Raw genomic sequence first — 17,006 nt, 5'->3', positions numbered from 1 at the left:
GACGGGAGGCGCGCGCGGCGGATCGGGACGGGAGGCGCGCGCGGCGGATCGGGTCGGGCTCGGTCAGGCCCGGTCGTCGAGGGCCTCGAGGTGCGCGACGAGGTGGGGCCGGCGAGGCGAGCCAGGGGGCAGGCGACGCAGCAGCTCGAACAGGACGCCCGCGTCGTCACGGCCCGCGGCCGACTCGGCGAACGCCTGGAGGGTCTCGAGCGATCCGTCGGTGAGGACGGCGTCCCGCACGGTGGCGGCCACCTCGGCGCGCAGGGCGACGACGCCGGGGGCGGTGGACGCCGGCAGCGCGGGGCCCGTGTCGGCCCGCACGGCGGCACGACGAGCCCCCCGGTCGACGAGCCCGACGAGCACGTCGAGGTCGAGCGCCACGGGTCGCGGCAGCCGGTACGGGCGCGACAGGGGGACCAGCGTGGGGTCGAGGGCCTCGACCACGTGCCGCAGTCGCACGAGCTCGGGGCGGAGGGTGGTCACGGCGTTGACGTCGCCGTAGACCGCGTCGGCCAGCTCGTGCGCCGTGTAGCCGGCCGCGCGATGGGCGAGCAGGGTCATGATCTCGGAGTGTCGGGCGCCCAGGGTGATGCGGCCGTCGCCGACCGAGAGGACCGCCTCGTCGCGGCCGAGGGTCGTCAGGGTCGTGGCGGTTCGGCCGGTGGCGGCGGCCCGCGCCGAGGCGTGGTCGGCGGGGCGGGGCGTCGCCGTGCGCACGGGGTGGTGCGAGGGACGAGCCGGGGCGCGACCGGCCGCGGCGTACCGCAGGAGCGCGAGGTGCGCCTCCACGGCGGCGACGGTCGCGGTGACGAGCGGCAGGGTCATCGAGCCGGCCGCCCGGTCGTCGCCCGTGATGTCGACGACGCCGATCAGGTGCCCGTCGACCGGGTCGTGGACCGGCACGGCCGTGCAGCTCCAGGCCTGGACGCGGTGGTTCCAGTGCTCGTCACCCCGGATCTGCACGCCCCGGTCGAGCACGAGCGCGGTGCCCGGCGCCGAGGTGCCGACCCGCGCCTCCGACCATCCGGCCCCCGCGACGAACAGCATGTCCTCGGCCCGGCGGCGGGCCGTGGGGTCGCCCTCGACCCAGAGCAGGCGGCCGTGCTCGTCGCCGATCGCCACGAGCAGGCCCGACCCCGCGACGTCGTCGACCAAGAGGCGGCGCACGACGGGGAGCGCGAGGGCCAACGGGTGGTCGCGGCGCCAGTCGTCGAGGTCGTCCTCCGGCAGCTCGAGCCGGGGCAGGCCGTCGGGGTCGAGCCGGCGACGCGAGGCGCGGTCCCACGAGTCGCGCACCACCCGGCGCACCGGCCCGGCGTCGCGGGGCGGACGGCTCGCGGTGAGGGACATCGGGCACCCGTCGTCGTCGATCGGGGCGAGACGGCCGTGGTGCGGCGTCGTCGCCGTGGTGCTGTCAGCGTACGGCGGGCCGGGGCCGTGGGGAAGGGCGTCGGGTGGGGGTCTGCTGTGACCCCGGCGGGGAAGGGCCGGGGACGCCGGAGCCTGCCCTCAGCGCCCGAGCGGCGCCGTGGCGTTCCAGGCGTCCGCGACGAGCGTGCGGAGGGCGGAGTCGTCGTCGGTGTCCGTCGCCCGGGCGGGGAGATCGAGCTCACCGGGCTCGGCGACGAAGTCGGCGTCCGCACGGCCGCTCCGCACCGTCACCGACGACCCGGGTTCGAGGTGCGGTGCGGCGGCGGTGAAGACGGCACGGAGCGAGTCGATCGTGGCCCCGGGCACGCTCACCGAGAGTTCGCCGTCGACGAGTGACGCGGCCTCGACCTCGTCGACGCCGACGAGGGCGGCGACGAGGTCGACGCCGTCGCCGAGGTCGGCGGAGTCGGAGCCGACGGCCGCGTACTTCCCGACGGATGCCGCTCCGGACTCCGGCAGCGACCGCACGTCGATGCCGGCGCCGGCGTCCGACGCGGACATGGCCGTGGCGGCGGCCAAGGCGTCGGTGCCGTCGGCCGTACGGACCTCGAGGGCGGACGCCGAGAGCTCCGCCGCGACGACGCCGACCGAGGACGTCGCGGCGGCGAGCAGGCCCTCGACGCGGTCCAGCGGCCCGTCCACCGTGCGGACGATGCCACCGGCGGTCACCGTGACGTCGCGCGTGGCCGCCTCGTCCGAGAGCAGATCGGCGACGGCGCGGCCGTCGTCCCGGTCGGCCAGGGTGACGTCCAGTCGGTCCGGCCCGACGTCGGCGGCCGTGACCGTCGCGACGGAGACCACCGAGTCGTAGGCCGCCCGGGTCTCGGGATCGATGCTGCCCGCATCACTCCGCACCGTCACGTCGCCCGCGGTGGCACTGACCGAACCCCGGGCGAAGCGTGGGTCGTCCGCGCGCGCGGCCTCCAGCACCCCGACGGCGGCGAAGGGGTCGCCCTCCGCCTGCTGGGCGGTGAGACCGAGTTGGTCGCCGTCCCCGTGGTCGACCACCTCGATCGCCGTGAATCCCGTCAGGGGCCGCACCAGCGCCACGAGGTCGAGCGTGGTCTCGTTGTCGACACGCGACGGGAGCACGGGGAAGGACACCGACCCGACCACGCCGTCCATCGAGGTGATGTCGAGCGAGGCGGACGCGTTGTCCACCCACCAGGCGCCCATCTCGTCGGTGATGGTCCGGAGGGCGGTCGCGTCGACGTCCGCCGCGATCTCGACGCGGCCCGACATCGAGCCCGAGAACGGCAACGTGTTCTGCCCACCGCCCGTCGCGTCGACGACGCCCGGGAGCGCCTCCATGTGCTGCTCGAACCGGCTGCCGTACCCGCTGCCGGCGTTCACGGGGCCGCAGCCGACGAGGGTCGTGCCCACGAGCATGCCGACGAGCGCGGCCACGGCCGACCGCCGGGTGATCTGCGTCCACGGCACCGTTCGAGCCTAGGGCAGGCGCCGGCCGCCACGTCGATGGTCGATCGGAGGCGGAGAAACGGAGAGGCGGGGAGGCGCGGGTCAGCTCGCGCAGTCGATGCAGAGCCGGGCGGTGGGTCGCGCCTCGAGCCGCGCCTCGCCGATGCGGGCCGAGCAGCGCTCGCAGCGGCCGAACGTGCCGTCGGCGAGCCGGGCCAGGGCGGCCTCCGCGTCGGCCGCCCGCTCGAGCGCCGACCGGCGGACGGCGTCGAGCTGCGACCGCTCGTAGGCGATGGTCGAGCCCTCGGGGTCGTGCTCGTCGTCGACGTTGGCTCCCTCGCGGGCCGCAGCCACCGCCTCCATGTCGACGAGCAGCCGCCCCGCCAGCGTCAGGGCCTCGTCGCGCGTCGTGCGCAGCCGGTCGGAGGGGTCGATCACGCGATCACCGTGCCGGTGGTCAGGCCGACACGAGCGGCGGCACCTCTTCGCCCGCGCGGGGCGGGGCCGGGGGAGTCCCGTCGCCGAACGGCCGACCGCCGAGCTGCTCGCGACCGTGCTCGGTGAGCCACCCCGACGGGTCGGGCCCGAGCGGGACGATGCCGGTCGGGTTGATGTCGGAGTGGACGACGTAGTAGTGCGCCTTGATCTGGTCGAAGTCGATCGTGTCGCCGAACCCGGGGGTCTGGAACAGGTCGCGGGCGTAGGCCCAGAGCACCGGCATCTCGGTGAGCTTGTCGCGGTTGCACTTGAAGTGCCCGTGGTAGACCGCGTCGAACCGGGCGAGGGTCGTGAACAGTCGGATGTCGGCCTCGGTGATCGTGTCGCCGACGAGGTAGCGCTGCCCGGCCAGTCGCTCGGACAACCAGTCGAGGCGCTCGAAGAGGGTGCGGTAGGCGCGCTCGTAGCTCTTCTGCGAGCCCGCGAAGCCGGCCCGGTAGACGCCGTTGTTGACGTCGCGGAACACCACGGCGTTCACGTCGTCGATCTCACCGCGCAGGGCTTCGGGGTAGAGGTCGGGCGCGCCCTCTCGGTGGAACTCGGTCCATTCGGTGGCGAAGTCGAGCGTGATCCGAGGGAAGTCGTTCGTCACGACCTTGCCGCTCGGCACGTCGACGACGGCGGGCACGGTGATGCCGCGCGGGTAGTCGGGCGTGCGGGCGAAGAAGGCCTCCTGCAGGCGCTCGATGCCGAGCACCGGGTCACGACCGTCGGGGTCGAGGTCGAAGGTCCAGCTGCGGGCGTCGTGCGTGGGGCCGGGCAGGCCGAGCGAGATCGCGTCCTCGAGCCCGAGCAGGCGGCGCGAGATGACGCTGCGGTTGGCCCACGGGCAGGCCCGGGCGGCGACGAGGCGGTAACGACCGGCCTCGACCGGCCAGCCGTCGACGGCGTCGCGCGTGATGCGGTCCTCGATGTAGTTGGTGTCGCGGGTGTACTCCTGGCCCGGCTCGACGTAGCTGCCCTTGACCTGCTGATCGCTCATGGCGCCACCCTACGCACGGGGCGTCGGTGATTCCTGGTCGGTGCGTCGGCCGACCCGTGACGGCGGCCCCTCAGCGGGTGTCCGCAGCAGGGGTCAGGAGTTCTCGACGGCCAGGGACGTGGAGGCGCGGGTCGAGGAGGCGCGGGTCGAGGAGGCGCGGGTCGAGGAGGCGCGGGTCGCGTTCCAGTCTCGCCACATCGCCTTGAGGTCCCACGCGTTCTCGGCCTCGAGCGAGATGCCGCGTTCGCCGGTGCGACGGGTTCGCCCCTGGATCAGCATGAGCTGGGTGCCGAACAGCAGGGAGCCGGCACGGGCCTGGGCCTCTTCGAAGAACGTCGAGTCCGAGCAGCCGCTGCCGTCGTCGAGGCTGATGAAGACGACGCGCTTGCCGCTGCGCATAGGCGGGGTCTGGGTGGCGATGCGGATGCCCGCGACGAGGACGGTCGTGCCGTTCCAGTGGTCGCGGAGGTCGGCGGCACGCACGACGCCGAGGTCGTCGAGCATCGGCCGGTAGCTCTCGATCACGTGTTCGCTGACCTCCATCGACAGGATGTCGAGCTCGTCGCTGACGCGCTGGCGGGCACCGACGTCGGGCGTCCCGGTCGGCACCGTGTCGGAGTCGTCGATCGAGAAGTCGAGCTGGTTCTCGACGTCGGCGGCCCGTGGGCGCGACGACCGGCCGGTGAGGGCCCGCACCCGGGCGAGGACGTCGCCGCGGGTGCGGCCGGGCCCCGCGACCGAGTCGAGGGCGCCGACCTGGGCCAGGCGTTCGAACAGCGACCGTGACGGCGTCGCCCGCTGCCAGAAGTCGGTGATCGAGTCGTAGGGGCGGTTCACGACCACCCGGGCCAGCTCGGCGTCGCTGATGCCGTGCACGTCGGCCAGCGAGAGCCTCAGCCCGAGGTCACCGACCCGGGTCGGGGCGATCGGGGTCGCCGGCGGACGGAGGCGCTCGACCCGGTAGACGTCGGTCGAGGCGTTGACGTCGAGCGGCAGCACGGGCACGCCCATGCGTCGGGCCTCGGTCAGCAGCAGCCGCTTCGGGTACATGCCCGGGTCGTGGGTGAGGATGCCGGCCAGGAACTCGGCCGGGTAGTGGGTCTTCAGCCAGGCGCTCTGGTAGGTGGGCAGGGCGAACGCGGCACCGTGGGCCTTGCAGAAGCCGAACGACCCGAACCCCTTGAGTGCGGCCCAGATGCGGTCGACCGCGGCGTCGTCGAAGCGGCGGCGCCCGGTCGCGGGGTCGAGGTTGCCCCGGGTGCGCTCGCGGAAGGTGGCCTCGAGGGCGTCGTCGTCGCCCTTGCCCATGTGACGCCGGATCTCGTCGGCCTCGGCGAGCGACACCTGCATGGTGGCCTCGAGGATGCGCAGCACGTGCTCGTGGTAGATGACCACGCCGTAGCTGTCGTCGAGGAACGCGGCGAAGCTCGGGTGCAGGTAGTCGGGCTGCTGGAACCCGTGCTTGGTGTCGAGGAAGGGAGCGATCATGTTGCCCTTCATCGGGCCGGGCCGGAACAGCGAGATGTCGGCGATGAGGTCTTCGTAGCGGTCGGGCTGCATCTTGCCGATCAGCTCGCGCTGCCCCGGGCTCTCGATCTGGAACATGCCGAGGGTGTGCGTGGTGCGGATCGCCTCGAAGGTGGGCTCGTCGTCGTGGGGGATCTCGTCGAGCTCGATGCGCCCCTGACGGTTCACGTACGGCACGTCGACCGGCAGGGCGCCGGCGAGGGCGGCGCGCGGGCCGTTCACCCGTTCGATCTCGTCGAGGGCGTAGGCCAGCGAGCTCTGCATGCGGACCCCGAGGACGTCGAGCTTCAGCAGGCCGGCGTCGTTCATGTCGTGCTTGTCGAACTGGCTCATCGGCAGGCCGATGCCGCTCGGCTGCACGGGCGTGGTGCTGAGCAGGTCGGAGTCGCCGAGGATCACCCCGCACGGGTGCATCGAGATGTGTCGGGGCAGGCGGTCGAGCCGTTCGCTGAGGTCGACGAGCAGGTCGATCTGGTCGTTGCTGCGGGCCAGCTCGGCGATCTCGCGCAGCTCGGGCTTCTCGGCCATCGCGGTGCGCAGGTCGCGGGCGTTCGAGCGCCAGACGTTCTTCGCCACGAGGTCGATCTGCTCGTCGTCGAGCCCCAGGGCGAGACCGGCGTCGCGCACCGCACCGCGACCCCGGTAGGTGGACTGCATCGACATGAGCGTGACCCGGTTGCTGCCGTACCGGTCGAAGATCGCCCGGTAGACCTCGTGCCGCCTGGCCGCCTCGACGTCGATGTCGATGTCGGGCAGGGTCTCGCGCTTGTTGCCGAGGAACCGCTCGAACAGCAGGTCGTGCTCGATCGGGTCGACGTTCGAGATGCGCAGCAGGTAGGTGACCAGGCTGCCGGCACCCGACCCCCGCGCCGCGTTGCGCACCCGCAGGTCTCGCATCAGCGCCGAGACGTCGGCCACGGTGAGGAAGTACCCCGCGAAGCCGAAGCCGCTGATGATGCCGAGCTCGTAGCGCATGCGGCCTTCGACCTTGTCGCGCAGGGCACGGTCGGCGTCGCCGAAACGTTCGGTGACGCCCGCCTCGGCCCGACGGAACAGGGCCTGGTCGGGGTCGCCGTCGACGCCGATCGCGCTGAGCTCGGGCACCTTCGGCCGGCCCCAGCCGAGGTCGGCGACGGGGTCGAGCCGGCACCGGTCGGCCAGTCGCTCGGTCGCGGCGAGCATCTCGTCGCCGGCGCTTCGCGGCAACGACGACGCGTCGCCCACCAGACGGGCCAGCCGGCGCATGTCGGCGTGGCCCTTGAGGTACGCCTGCGCGTTGGGCTGTGGGCGGAACGACCCGAGGGCCGCCAGGTGACCTGCCGAGTCGAGCACGTCGGCCGTGACCGCCTCGTCGGGGTCGAGGTAGCGCACCGCGTTCGTCAGCACGGCCGGCACCCCGACGTGGTCGGCGAGCTCGAGCATGCGCGCCGCGTGCCGGATGCTGCGGCTCTCGCCCGGCTCGGTCAGGTGGCAGACCACCTCGACCACGACCCCGCCCGGCAGGGCCGCCGCCCAGTCCGCGAGGGACGCCGCGGCCTCGCTGTGCCGTCCGGCCTGCACCAGCCGACCGACGTCGGAGTCGGGCCCCAGCAGCACGGTCGCCGCGGGCTCGGTCTCGCCCTGCACGAACCCTCGCACCCGCGAGCGGGCGATCGTCGCGACGCTGTTGGCGCTGCCGCTGGCCTTGCGGGTGGCCCGGCCGTGCGAGGCGCTGATCAGGCGGCACAGCGCCGCCCAGCCGGCCCTCGCGGGGCCACCGCCCCGCGCCCCGTGCGCCAGCACCACGATGCGGTCGACGGCGCCAGGCCCGCCCGAGCCGTCAGACCCGCCCTGCCCGCCCTGCCCGTCGGCCCCACCGGCGGACGCGCCCGCCACGCCCCCCTCGCGGTCGTCACGGCAGCCCAGCTCGACCCCGACGATCGGGTCGACGCCCGCCGTCCGGCACGCCCCGATGTGGCGGATCGCCCCGTACAGCCCGTCTCGATCGGTGATCGCCGCGGCGTCAGCGCCCGCCGCGACGGCGGCGTCGACGAGCGCCTTCGGGTGTGCGGTGCCGTGGTGGGCGCTGAACGCCGACGCGACGCGCAGGTGGGTGAAGCTCATGGTCGGTACCTCGGGCTGCTGAACCCCCGGCCGGGTCGTTCGAACAGGTGTTCGACCAGTGTACGTCGCCGCGAGCGGCCCGTCGCGCCCGTCTCGGCGTCCGACCCGCCCGTCCCGTCCCGCGGCCTGTCATCATCGGGGCATGCCCGATCGACGCCCCGCCCCGCCCCGTCGCGGGGGCGCCCTGCGTCGCGAGGCCCGCACCGCGACCCACTGGACCCGCGTCCTGCTGGCCCAGCCGCGCCTCCTGCTCGCCGTGAAGACCGCGCTCGCCGCGGCGCTCGCCTACTGGATCGCCCCGCACGTGCCGGGCGTCGCGGCCGAGTACCCCTACTACGCCCCGCTCGGTGCCGTCATCGCCATGTACCCGACCATCAAGAGTTCGGTGCGGCAGGGGTTCCAGGTGCTGCTCGGCCTCGTCGTCGGCATCGTCCTCGCCACCACGGTCTTCGCCCTGCAAGAAGGCCAGCCCGGCGTGCTCGCCGTCGCGCTCGTCGTCGGGGTGGGCGTGCTCGTGGCCGGCATCCGCTGGCTCGGTGCCGGCCGGGACTGGGTGCTGACGGCCGGACTGTTCGTCCTGCTGCTCGGCGGGGCGAACGCCGAGGCCTACTCGTTGGGTTACGTCGTGCAGGTGGGCGTCGGCGTCGTCGTCGGCGTCGTGGTCAACCTGGTGCTCGTGCCCCCGCTCTACTCCTCGCGTGCCGACGGGCGCCTCGCCCGCGTCCGGGACTCGCTCGCCGACCGGGCCGACGAGATCGCGGGGGTGTTCGAGACCACCTGGCCGCTCGAGGACGACGAGTGGGAACGCCGCGTCGGCGTCCTGCCGAGCACGCTGCGGCGGGTGCGCGAGGCCGTCCGGTTCGCCGACGAGTCCCGACACCTGAACCCCCGTCGGCTGCTGCGGCGCCGGGACCTCTCGCAGGAGTACGCCGACCTCGCCGTCTACGAGCGCGTGTCGTTCCACCTGCAGGACGTCGCCGAGGTCTCGGGCATCCTCGGCCGTCGCATCGGCCGCCAGATCGGCATGCCCGACGACCTCGCGCCCGACGTCGCCCGCGCCGTGCACGGCGTCGCCACCGTCATCCGTCGCCACGGCACCGCCGACGCGGACGCGTTCACCGACGCCCGCCGACGCGTCGCCGACCTCTGGGACGCCGTCGACCGCCACCGCGACCGCCCCACCACCGCCACGAGCGGTGGCGTGTCGATCGCGGTCTCGCTCGGGCGCGTCATCGCCGCACTCGACCCGGACGACACCACCGCGCCCCGCCCCGAGGACGACGCCGCCGAGGAGGCGCGCGCGACGGCCGACGACGGCACCGGCGGCCGCGTGGGCGGCACCGACAGCACGGGGCCGGTCGACGACGACAGCGCACCCCGCGACACCGCCCCGCACGACACGGTGCAGGACGGGGACGCCGACGCCGGTCGCTGACCTCGATACGGCGCTCGCCGCCCGGGAGCAGTACGGTTGACCGGGCACCGGCGCCGAGACGCGACCCGTGCCCCCACCCGGCCGGGGCGGTCGACGGGAATGCCCGTCCCCCCTGTGCGTTGACACCCGTGGCCCCGAGAACCCCCGCCGCCCGATCGACCAGCGACGACACGATCGCCGCCCTCCCCACGAAAGCTGCACTGTGACAGACACCACCACCCTCATCATCCTCGGAGCCAGCGGAGACCTCACCGAGCGTCTGCTGCTCCCCGGCCTCGCGAGCCTGCTGAAGAGCGACCGCGGCGTCGACGTCCAGCTGATCGGCACCGGCCGCAGCGAGCGCAGCCCCGAAGAATGGGACGACGTCGTGAAGACCGCCTTCAACGGCGACGCCGGCAGCGACCTGGCCAAGAAGACCCTCGCGTCGAGCCGCTACATCCAGGGCGACCCCACCACGGTCGAGCACCTCGAGGCCCTCTTCGAGGCCAGCGAGGGCACCCCGGTGATGTACTTCGCCCTGCCGCCCGCCATCAGCACCAAGGTGATCCAGGCGCTCGCCGAGATCGACCTGCCCGACGGCCTCCGCCTCGCCCTCGAGAAGCCGTTCGGCTCCGACGAAGAGAGCGCTCGCGAGCTGAACGCCGAGCTGCTCAAGATCGTCCCCGAAGAGCGCATCCACCGCACCGACCACTTCCTGGGTCGCGCGACCGTCCTGAACATGATCGGCCTGCGCTTCGCGAACCGCCTGTTCGAGCCGGTCTGGAACGGCGACAACATCGAGAAGGTCGAGATCTTCTACGACGAGGTCCTCGGCCTCGAGGGTCGCGCCCAGTACTACGACAAGGCTGGTGCCCTGATCGACATGATCCAGAGCCACCTCCTGCAGGTGCTGGCCGTCATCGCGATGGACGCTCCGTCGAGCATCGACTCGGTCGAGCTGCGCAGCGAGATCGCCCGCGTGCTGCGGGCCACCTGGGTCAAGGGCGCCGACCCGATCGCCTCGAGCCGGCGCGCGCAGTACTCGGCCGGCACCATCGACGGCAAGGACGTCCCCGCCTACGCCGACGAGGACGGCGTCGACAACGACCGTCAGACCGAGACCCTGGCCGAGGTCGAGTTCGAGGTCAAGACGCGTCGCTGGGCGGGCGTGCCGTTCATCCTGCGGTCGGGCAAGGGCATGACGAAGATCCGCAAAGAGGTGCTCATCACCTTCAAGCCGGTGCCGGCGCTGCCCGAGGGCCTCAACGGGTCGTCGACGCCCGACACGTTGCGCATCGAGATCAGCCCCGAGACGATGGAGCTCGGCGTGACGACCAACGGCAAGGGCAACCCGTTCGACCTCGAGAAGTCGACGTTCCAGGTGACGCTCGGCAAGCCCGAGCTGACCCCCTACGGCGAGGTGCTCAGCGGCATCTTCCACGACGACCCGACGCTGTCGATCCGTGGCGACGTCGCCGAGCGCTGCTGGGCGATCGTCGCCCCCGTGATCGAGGCCTGGAAGGCCGACCGCGTGCCGCTCGACACCTACGCCGCCGGCTCGACCGGTCCGAAGGACTGGCCCGCCTGATCCCTCGCGTCACCCGTCACGGCCGCCCCGCTCGTCAGAGCAGGGCGGCCGTCGTCGTCGTGGGCGTCGTCGCACGGGTCGCGACGTCGCGGGCCCTACCGCGCCTTCGCCTTCGAGATCGCGTCCGCGGCGCGCACCAGTGCCAGGTGCGAGAGGGCCTGCGGGGTGTTGCCGACGTGGCGGCCCGTGGCGACCTCGATCTCTTCGGAGAGCATGCCGACGTCGTTGCAGTAGCTCACCAGACGGTCCATCAGGGTGACGGCGTCGTCGACCCGCCCCGAGGCGGCGTACTGCTCGGCCAGCCAGAACGAGCAGGTCAAGAAGGGGTTCTCGGCGCCGTCGAGCCCGTCGACGCCGCTCTCGGTGCGGTAGCGCATCAAGAGGCCGTCCTGCAGCAGGTCGTGCTCGATCGCGGCGACCGTGCCGAGCATGCGCGGGTCGTCGGCGGCGACGAAGCCGACCTGGGCCAGCTGCAGCAGCGACGCGTCGACCTCGGTCGTGCCGTAGTGCTGGGTGAAGGAGGCGCGGTCGGCGTTCCAGCCGTGGGTCTCGATCTCGGCGCGCACCTCGTCGCGCAGCCCACGCCACCGGTCGAGGGGGCCGTCCAGGCCGAACTGCTCGACGCCCTGGATGGCCCGGTCGAGGGCGGCCCAGATCATCACGCGCGAGTGGGTGAAGTGCTGCAGCTCGCCCCGGATCTCCCAGATGCCGTTGTCGGGGCGGGTCCAGTTGTCCTCGACGTACTGCATCAATGCGCGTTGCAGCGGCCACGAGTACTCGCTCTCCTCGACGCCGAGCAGGCGGGCCTCGTGCAGGGCGACCATCACCTCGCCGAAGATGTCGCCCTGGTACTGCTCGTAGGCGGCGTTGCCGACGCGCACGGGTGACGCCCCGTCGTAGCCGGGCAGTTCGTCGACCTCGCGCTCGTCGAGGTACCGTTCGCCGGCCAGGCCGTACATGATCTGGACGTCGGCGGGGTCACCGGCGATGGCACGCAGCAGCCAGCCGCGCCATCGGTCGGCTTCTTCGGCGTAGCCGTGCAGGATGAGTGCCTGGAGCGTCATCGACGCGTCGCGCAGCCACACGTAGCGGTAGTCCCAGTTGCGCGAGCCGCCGAACTGCTCGGGCAGGCTCGTGGTCGCGGCGGCGACGATGCCGCCGGTGTCCTCGTTGGTCAGGGCCCGCAGGATGAGCAGGGAGCGGTGCACCTCGCGGCCGTAGACCTCGGGTGCCGAGCAGCGTGAGGCCCACTCCTGCCACCAGGCGACGGTCTCGTCGATGCGGGCCGACACGTCGAACGGAGCGGGCGGTTCGCGGTGCGAGGGGTACCAGGTGAGGCTGAGGTCGACTGTCTCGCCCGGTGCGACGTCGAAGGTCGCCTCGTGGGTGTGGTCGGTGGCCTTCAGCCGAGGCCCCCGGACGACGACGGCGTCGGGCCCCGCGGTGGCGACGAGCACGGTGTCGTCGCCCTCGGGGACCTGCCGCACCCAGGGCACGGCCGTGCCGTACCCGAACCGGATGGCGATGTCGACGTGCATCGAGACCGTGCCCGAGACGCCGGTGACGCGGCGGACGACGTCGGCCCGTCGGTCGCCGTAGGGCATCAGGTCGGTGACCTCGACGACGCCGGTGGGGGTCGTCCAGCGCGTGACGAGCACGAAGGTGTCGTCGACGTAGCGGCGGCTCGAGGTGGCGTCGGAGTCGGTCGGGGCGACGAGCCAGCGGCCGGACTCGTGGTCGCCGAGCAGGGCGCCGAAGGTCGAGGCGGAGTCGAAGCGGGGCAGGCAGAGCCAGTCGATGCTGCCGTCGGTGCCGACGAGGCCTCCGGTGTGCAGGTCGCCGATCAGTGCGTAGTTCTCGATGGGCAGGGGCATGCGCTCATCAAACCAGCGCACCCTCGGCCGGGGTCAGCGTTGCAGCGTCGGGTCGGGCCAGAGCGTCTCGACCTTGGGCTTCTCTCGGCGGGTGCGGGCCCACACGACGAAACCGGCGAGGGTGAAAGCTCCGTAGAAGACGTACATGAACGCGGACGCGTAGTAGCCGGCGCTGAAGAGCAGGGGAGTGCCGACCAGGTCGACCGCGACCCAGATCAGCCAGAACTCGACCCAGCCCTTGGCCATCCCGTAGGTCGCCAGCAGCGACCCGGTGAAGATCCAGGCGTCGGCCCAGACGGGCTCGTACGACCCGAGGAGGCGGAAGACGGGCGTGAGGACGGCGGTGCCACCCACCAGTGCGACGACGAGCAGGACGCGGTTCTTCCACCCGGCCCAGCGGGGCTCGACGGCCGCACCGCCGCTGTCGCCCGCGTGCTTCCAGCGGTACCAGCCGTAGATCGACACGACGACGAACATCACCTGTCGAGCGGCCTGGCCCAGCAGGTTGACCGGGTTCGGGGTGTCGAACACCGCACCGAGGAAGACGGTGAACAGCAGGGCGTTGCCGACGATGCCGACCGGCCAGGCCCAGACCTTGCGTCGCATGCCACCGAGGGCGCTGAGCAGGCCGAAGACGTTGCCGACCACCTCACGCCAGAGGATGGTCTGGTCGCCGATGTGCAACTGGGCGTCGAACAACCACAGCAACGGGTTCATCGGAGGCTCTCTTCGGTCGGGGTGGCGGATGGTTCGGGACCACGGCGTCCCCCGGGGCGCAGGGCGCCTGGTGGTGCAACGAGTGTGGCACGGAGGCCATTCCCCCCGGGGGCACGGCCCCCGGGGGCACGGCCCCCTGGGGCACGGCCCCCGCGGGCACGGCCCGGCGGGCCGTGCCCCGACGTGTGCCGTTCTCGTCCGTCAGGCGAAGAGCTGCTGTTCGATCCGGTCGTCGAAGACCCCGAGCAGCAGCCACGAGTCGCCCCGCCCGTCGAGTGCCAGGTCGAAGGTGCCGTCGACCCGGTGGGCCCCGTCGGTGAGCGGCACCGCGTCGACCCGCCAGACCGTCATCTCGAGCAGGTGTGCGCTCGCCCCACGCGGTGCCCGGGTCGCCGACCGCCACCAGTCGGTGCGCGTCACCCAGAGCTCGGGCGAGCTGACGACGCCGTACACGACCCCACGCCACTCGAAGCGCAGGGGCGCCCCGTCGGCGGTCGTCTCGACCGGGACCTTCTCGTCCACCCTCATCTGCCGACCTCTCGTTCGAATGTGTGTTCGAACGGAGTCTACGAATCCCCACCGACATCGGCCACCCCCGGGGGCGACGTCGGGGTCGGTGACCGAGGGGCGCCGGGGCGGGAGCCGCCTCACCAGCGGGGCAGCGCCTCCTCGACGTGGTCGACCGCCTCGCGGGGCAGGCCGGCCTCGTCGGCGAACGAGCGCCACCGCCCCACCGCGTCGCGCACCTCGTCGACGATGCCGGACGCGTCCCGCACCAGGAACCGGTCGGCCAGGCGCATCACGTCCGCCCGCGAGACGTCTCGGAAGACCCCGTCCACCCCCATCAGGTGCTGGTACGTCCACCGCCCCGTCGGGTTGTGCGCGAAGGTCACGTCGTACGCGGGGGACAGGGCCCACGACGCCCCCGGCCCGGCCAGCAGGAACGACGAGTTCTTGGTGTGGTCGTCGTTGTTGGCGGCCAGCACGTTGAAGACCATCCGTCGGAACGCCTGGGCCATCGCCTCGTCACCCAGCCCCAGCCGGCGGACGGCGTCGAACAGCTGACCGTAGTCGTGGGCCTGCCGCTGCCGGAAGTCGAGATGGGCCGCCCCGCAGAGCGTCAGGACGTGTGCCTTGCCCCCGGCCCGACGATCGAACCGCCGGGTCATGAAGTGCGACCGCCCGTTCTCGTCGAGCAGCCGGCACTCGGCCATGTCGATGCCCGCCGCCCCCGCCATCGACGAGTACGCGTACTCGACCCGCCCGGCGACGCCGCCCGACCCCAACTCGGAGTCCGGGCCCAGGCCGTCGAGCTTGATCAGCCAGTGCTCGAACCCCTCGGGCGCCGCCACCTGACCCGACCGGATCTCTCCCGTCGCACGGTTCCACGCGACCACCGCCTTGGCCCGCGCCCCACCCGCTGACGTCCCGACCTGGATCAACGACCTGATGGCCGACTCCGTCTCGCGGTCGTCGCTGAAGCGGGCGTCCAGCACGCTCCTGGCCCCGTCGACCAGGTCGCTGAGCTCGAGCGCACTGGCCGTCCGCTGACGGGGGCCCCGCGACGGGCGGAACTCGAGGGCGCCCATCGCCCGGTCCGCCATGTACGCCAACCGGTCCAACGGGCTCACGAGCTGTCGTGACACGCCCTGCCGCGCCAGCCAGGCGTCGATCACGGCGTTGCCGAAGTCGTCCGGCATCGCGTCCGCCAGCACGGCCGGCAGCCGGTGGAACGTCGCCTCGGGCAGCTGCGGGAACACGTGCCGACGAACGCTGGTCGGCATGGTCAACGGGGCCAGCTCGATGCCCCGGGCCACCCAGTCCGGGTAGTACTCGAACACGTACGCGCCGAGGCCGGGATCGGGCGCCACCGCCCCCACCCGCAGCCCCCACGCCGTCACCTCGACCGCGCGGACCGGCACCCAGCTCACGAGTCGGCCCCCGGCGACCGGACGCCCCGTGGCCGGTACACCCGGCGTCGTGGCTCGTCGGCCGACGACCTCAGCACGTCGAGGGGGCTGACGGCGCTCGCGGGAGCCAGGCGGGCGAGGGCGTCGTCGGCACCCAACGCCCTCAGGACGCGGACGAGGCTGCGCAGGGTGCTGCCCCGCCCGGCCTCGAGCGACTGCACGGTGCTCGGCGAGAGGTCCGCCCGTCGGGCGAGCTCGACCTGGTCGAGGCCCCGATCGAGCCTCAGGCGGCGGATCTGTTCGCCCACCTGGCGTTCGCGCTCGTCGGTGGACACGATCGGACTCGCCGTGTCGTCGGATCTCTGGTCGTCGCCGAACATGGGTCTCCAATCACGGGATAACCCAGCATAACAGCCAGAACGGGCCCGTAAAAAGGATGATCCCACTATTGCACGATGATCGAGATCGAACAGGGTTCAGTCGATGACGCCGTTGTCGAGCAGCTGCTCCCACAGGCCGGCGCCGTCGGGCGCCGACACCCAGGTCACGTCGCTGCCCCCGGCGTGCTCGGACCGCGACGACCGCCCCCCGGCCAGCACGGCCTCGCTGGGCGACAACTGACGGATGGCCACGGCGGCCACGTTCTCGGGGTGGTCGTGCAAGAAGGTGCCGTACAGCTCTTCGTCGTGCTGGCCGTCGTCGCCGACCAGCAGCCACTTGAGCTCGGGGAACTCCTCGGCCAGGCGACGCAGCGACTCCTGCTTGTGCAGGCGGCCGCTCCGGAAGATCCGGTCGTGCGTCGGACCCCAGTCGGTGAGCAGCAGGGGGCCGCTCGGGTACAGGTTGCGCGACAGGAACCGCGACAACGTCGGCGCCACGTTCCACGCGCCCGTCGACAGGTAGACGACGGGGCACCCGGGGTTCGCCGCGTTGAGCCGCTCGTACAGGACCGCCATGCCGGGCACGGGCCGCCGGGCGTGCTCGTTCAGCACGAAGGTGTTCCAGGCGGCGAGCAGCGGCCGGGGCAGCGAGGTGACCATCACGGTGTCGTCGATGTCCGAGACGATGCCGAACCGCGCCTCCGGGTCGATCACGAAGATCGGCGCCTCGACCGGGGTCGAGCCCTCGGTGGTCAGGGTCGCCACGTGCCAGCCCGGCTCGAGGTCGACCGGGATGCGCGCGTCGAGCACGCCACCGCGGTCGGTCTGGACCCGCTGGACGCGACCCCCGAGCGAGATCTCGACGAGCGCCTTCTCGACGGGCACGCTCGTGAAGCTGCGCCAGCCCCTGACGTTGAGACGGTCGATGCCCGACAGGGTGCCCGTACGGGTCAGCAGCACGCGGGACAGCACGCGTGCCCACCCCGGAGCCCCGTACCCGGTGTACGGCACGACGGTCGGCAGGAGGCCGCGACGCCGAGCACGCTTCTCGCGGAAGCGGTGGACCGAGTTCTCGATGCGTGCCGCGCGGTGCAGGAACGGCTCGACGGCGGCGGGCGGTGCCTTGCGGGTGTCGGGCATCCGGTCAGTCTCGCATGACGGGC

13 protein-coding genes are annotated in these 17,006 nt (G+C 72.8%); 2 read left to right on the top strand and 11 right to left on the bottom strand.

Features of this window, described 5'->3' with window-relative positions; translation table 11 throughout:
- Nucleotides 1-63: 63 nt before the first annotated feature.
- From ITJ55_RS02945 to ITJ55_RS02925, 5 genes are all read right to left on the bottom strand, one after another.
- Nucleotides 64-1,350: a GAF domain-containing protein gene (locus ITJ55_RS02945; protein ID WP_194594003.1), complete on the bottom strand. Its 1,287-nt coding sequence runs from the start codon at nucleotides 1,348-1,350 to the stop codon at nucleotides 64-66.
- 159 nt (nucleotides 1,351-1,509) lie between these two features.
- The gene (locus ITJ55_RS02940) at nucleotides 1,510-2,871 is read right to left on the bottom strand and encodes a hypothetical protein (RefSeq protein ID WP_194594002.1); all 1,362 of its coding nucleotides are present in this window, start codon (nucleotides 2,869-2,871) and stop codon (nucleotides 1,510-1,512) included.
- Between the two features lie 81 nt (nucleotides 2,872-2,952).
- Nucleotides 2,953-3,288 (bottom strand): TraR/DksA C4-type zinc finger protein, encoded by a 336-nt coding sequence (locus tag ITJ55_RS02935; protein ID WP_056256891.1) that lies wholly within the window; start codon nucleotides 3,286-3,288, stop codon nucleotides 2,953-2,955.
- A 19-nt stretch (nucleotides 3,289-3,307) separates the two neighbouring features.
- The gene (locus ITJ55_RS02930) at nucleotides 3,308-4,330 is read right to left on the bottom strand and encodes a glutathione S-transferase family protein (RefSeq protein ID WP_194594001.1); all 1,023 of its coding nucleotides are present in this window, start codon (nucleotides 4,328-4,330) and stop codon (nucleotides 3,308-3,310) included.
- A gap of 93 nt (nucleotides 4,331-4,423) precedes the next feature.
- A complete protein-coding gene (locus ITJ55_RS02925) occupies nucleotides 4,424-7,960 on the bottom strand; it encodes a DNA polymerase III subunit alpha (RefSeq protein WP_194594000.1) in 3,537 nt (1,178 codons plus the stop codon).
- Nucleotides 7,961-8,102: 142 nt separating this feature from the next.
- Between ITJ55_RS02925 and ITJ55_RS02920 the strand changes: the two genes are divergently transcribed.
- A complete protein-coding gene (locus ITJ55_RS02920; protein ID WP_194593999.1) occupies nucleotides 8,103-9,395 on the top strand; it encodes an aromatic acid exporter family protein in 1,293 nt (430 codons plus the stop codon).
- Nucleotides 9,396-9,597: 202 nt separating this feature from the next.
- Nucleotides 9,598-10,962 (top strand): glucose-6-phosphate dehydrogenase, encoded by a 1,365-nt coding sequence (locus ITJ55_RS02915; RefSeq protein ID WP_194593998.1) that lies wholly within the window; start codon nucleotides 9,598-9,600, stop codon nucleotides 10,960-10,962.
- 95 nt (nucleotides 10,963-11,057) lie between these two features.
- On the opposite strand, the gene ITJ55_RS02910 is transcribed toward ITJ55_RS02915, so the two are convergent.
- From ITJ55_RS02910 to ITJ55_RS02885, 6 genes are all read right to left on the bottom strand, one after another.
- Entirely contained in the window at nucleotides 11,058-12,857 is a 1,800-nt protein-coding gene (locus tag ITJ55_RS02910; protein WP_370543986.1) for a glycoside hydrolase family 15 protein, read from the bottom strand.
- Between the two features lie 12 nt (nucleotides 12,858-12,869).
- Nucleotides 12,870-13,553, bottom strand: coding sequence for a nicotinamide riboside transporter PnuC (gene pnuC / locus ITJ55_RS02905; protein ID WP_056256872.1), 684 nt, complete (start codon nucleotides 13,551-13,553; stop codon nucleotides 12,870-12,872).
- 201 nt (nucleotides 13,554-13,754) lie between these two features.
- Nucleotides 13,755-14,081, bottom strand: coding sequence for a DUF6504 family protein (locus tag ITJ55_RS02900; protein ID WP_194593996.1), 327 nt, complete (start codon nucleotides 14,079-14,081; stop codon nucleotides 13,755-13,757).
- 119 nt (nucleotides 14,082-14,200) lie between these two features.
- Nucleotides 14,201-15,484: a type II toxin-antitoxin system HipA family toxin gene (locus ITJ55_RS02895; RefSeq protein WP_194593995.1), complete on the bottom strand. Its 1,284-nt coding sequence runs from the start codon at nucleotides 15,482-15,484 to the stop codon at nucleotides 14,201-14,203.
- Complete coding sequence (locus ITJ55_RS02890) at nucleotides 15,481-15,843, bottom strand: helix-turn-helix domain-containing protein (RefSeq protein ID WP_194593994.1); 363 nt, start codon at nucleotides 15,841-15,843, stop codon at nucleotides 15,481-15,483. The genes ITJ55_RS02895 and ITJ55_RS02890 overlap by 4 nt, the downstream gene beginning before the upstream one ends.
- 96 nt (nucleotides 15,844-15,939) lie before the next feature.
- Complete coding sequence (locus ITJ55_RS02885; protein ID WP_194593993.1) at nucleotides 15,940-16,983, bottom strand: App1 family protein; 1,044 nt, start codon at nucleotides 16,981-16,983, stop codon at nucleotides 15,940-15,942.
- Between the last annotated feature and the right edge of the window lie 23 nt (nucleotides 16,984-17,006).

This window comes from Frigoribacterium sp. VKM Ac-1396 (genome assembly GCF_015350895.1).
In the GTDB taxonomy this organism is placed as follows: Bacteria; Actinomycetota; Actinomycetes; order Actinomycetales; family Microbacteriaceae; genus Frigoribacterium.
Note: the sequence above shows the minus strand (reverse complement) of the source record. Positions and strands in the feature narration are given on the sequence as shown.